1 protein-coding gene and 1 pseudogene are annotated in these 2,195 nt (G+C 64.2%); both read right to left on the reverse strand.

All coding sequences use genetic code 11. The annotated features are described in order from the left end of the window. Nucleotides 1–154 precede the first annotated feature (154 nt). On the reverse strand, nucleotides 155–1,054 hold the full coding sequence (locus tag ACF1AK_RS36245; protein ID WP_351944542.1) for an ISL3 family transposase: 900 nt from the start codon (nucleotides 1,052–1,054) through the stop codon (nucleotides 155–157). Between the two features lie 10 nt (nucleotides 1,055–1,064). Next, nucleotides 1,065–2,122, reverse strand: a pseudogene (locus ACF1AK_RS36250) (IS630 family transposase). Nucleotides 2,123–2,195 lie beyond the last annotated feature (73 nt).

Consider the following 2,195-nt stretch of genomic DNA (forward strand, 5'->3'; position numbering starts at 1 on the left):
CTCCGAAGACGGCAAGCCGGGCACGTGAAAGGCGAATTATGGCCCGCCGCAACCCGAGCGGGAAGGCATGTGTGGCACGAGGCGCCGAAGACGGGCCGGGCGTTTACTGCAGAGATAAATGGCTCTCCGCATTTGAGCGGGGCGTGTGCTGATTTCATGCTGCTGGTCTCTGCCCTCGGGTGAGGGCGATGTGGACCATGATGCGCCTTCGGTAGTTGTCCATGTTGGTGAAGCCGCATCCGACACGCTTGGTTTGCTTGATGATCCGGTTGAAGCCCTCGGTGCGGGCGTTGGTCACGTCCTCGGTGAGCGCGACGAGCACCGCTGGCCACCAGGTGTCGATCGTGGTCGCCAGGCGGCTGGTTTCCTCCATGTCGGCGCGGGCGGCGTCGTCGTAGAAGTCGTACAGCCTGCGCCGGATCTGGTGCGGCTGGTGTTCGGCCAGCAGCAGGCGCAGGCGTTCCTTGACGGCATGCGCGGCGGCGATCTCGTTGGTCGGATCCTCGGCGGCGAGGGCGGCGTTGAACCGGGCCTTTTGCTTCACGGTGAGGTGCTCGTAGCCGGTGAGCAGCAGTTGCCGGCTGGCCCAGACTTTGTCGGTGGCGGTGCCGCGGCGGCCGTGCAGTTGCCGGGTGATCCGTTGACGGACCTGGGTGACCATGAGGTTGGCGAGGGCGACGAGATGCCACTTGTCGACTGCGATCCGCGCGTCCGGCAGGGCGGTGCGGATCCCGCCCGCGTACGGCGCGGACGGGTCGATCACGACCAGGTCGATGCCGGCCCGGAACGCGGGTGTCTGCAGCGCGAGCCAGTCGATCACGCACGCCCCGGAGCGTCCCGGGGTCAGCCCGAGAAGGTGCCCGGGCAGGGTGGGGTCGGCGTTGACGAACGAGGTCATCCACGGGTTCGACCGTGTCCAGCCGGCCTCTTCGAGCACCCAGCGCACCGACCGGGCGCGGGTCTCGTCGATGCCGAGCACGCGGGTGGGTTCCGGCTCGGGCAGCCACTGGTTGGCCAGTGCGATGAGCGCCCGGTGCGCGGTCGACCACGCCACCTGGTACTCGCTAGTGCCCCGAGTTTGAAGTTGTTTTACGGTCAGCTTTCACCAGGATCTGCTCGGCGGTTTTCGTCCACACGAACGGCTGCGCCCGCGGATTCCACCCGTTGATGAACTCTCGGATCTTCGCCGTCAGTTCGCGGACACTGCGGAAAGTTCCGCGATGAATCGCTTGGCGTTCGATGATCCCGAACCACACCTCGACGAGGTTCATCCACGACGCCGACGTCGGGGTGAAATGAACATGGATCCGCGGATTCGCAGCCAGCCACTCGCGGACCTCGGCCTTCTTGTGGGTGGCGTAGTTGTCCATCACCAAGTGCAGTTCCTGCTTCGGATACGCGCGTGCGACATGTTTGAGGAACACCAGAAACTCCTGGTGACGGTGTCGCGGCCGGCAGATCCCGGTCACCTTTCCGGTCGCGATCTCCAACGCCGCGAACAAGGTGGTGGTGCCGTTGCGGATGTAGTCGTGGGTTTGCTTCTCGGGCATTCCGATCTGCATCGGCAACGTCGGAGCGGTCCGATCCAATGCCTGGATCTGCGATTTCTCGTCCACGCAGAGCACGATCGCGTTCTCGGGCGGATCGAGATACAACCCGACGATGTCGGTGACCTTCGCGACCAGTTCCGGATCGGTGGAAAACTTGAATGTCTCACTGCGCCAAGGCTGCACACCGTACTCGCGCCAGATCCGTGCGACCGTGCCGTACCCAAATGTTTCGCGAGCAGGCGCGAACTCCAGTGTGTGACACCGTATTTCTTCGGCGGCGGCATCAAGGTCGCGGAGACGATCTCCCGGCGATCGAGGCTACGCGGCCGCCCCGAACGCGCATCGTCTTCGAGGCCGGCCAAGCCGTCTACGTCGTAGCGGGCGCGCCAGGAGATCACCGTCGGCCGCGACACCCCGACCAGATCCGCGATCGACGAATTCGACTCACCTTGAGATGCGAGCAAAACAATCCTCGCTCGCTGCGCCGCACCGGAGGAGATCGACCTCGACCGCAGTCGTCGGGCCAACTCGAGATCGTCGCCGTCTCGCAAGAGTAGGGGCTTAATCCGCATGCTTGAAGTATCTCAAATCGCACTGTCAAAGAATTTTAGGCGCGCGGCACTAGGTAGCGCTCTCACCTACCTC

It is taken from the genome of Kitasatospora sp. NPDC015120, assembly GCF_043080305.1.
Classification (GTDB): Bacteria; Actinomycetota; Actinomycetes; order Streptomycetales; family Streptomycetaceae; genus Kitasatospora.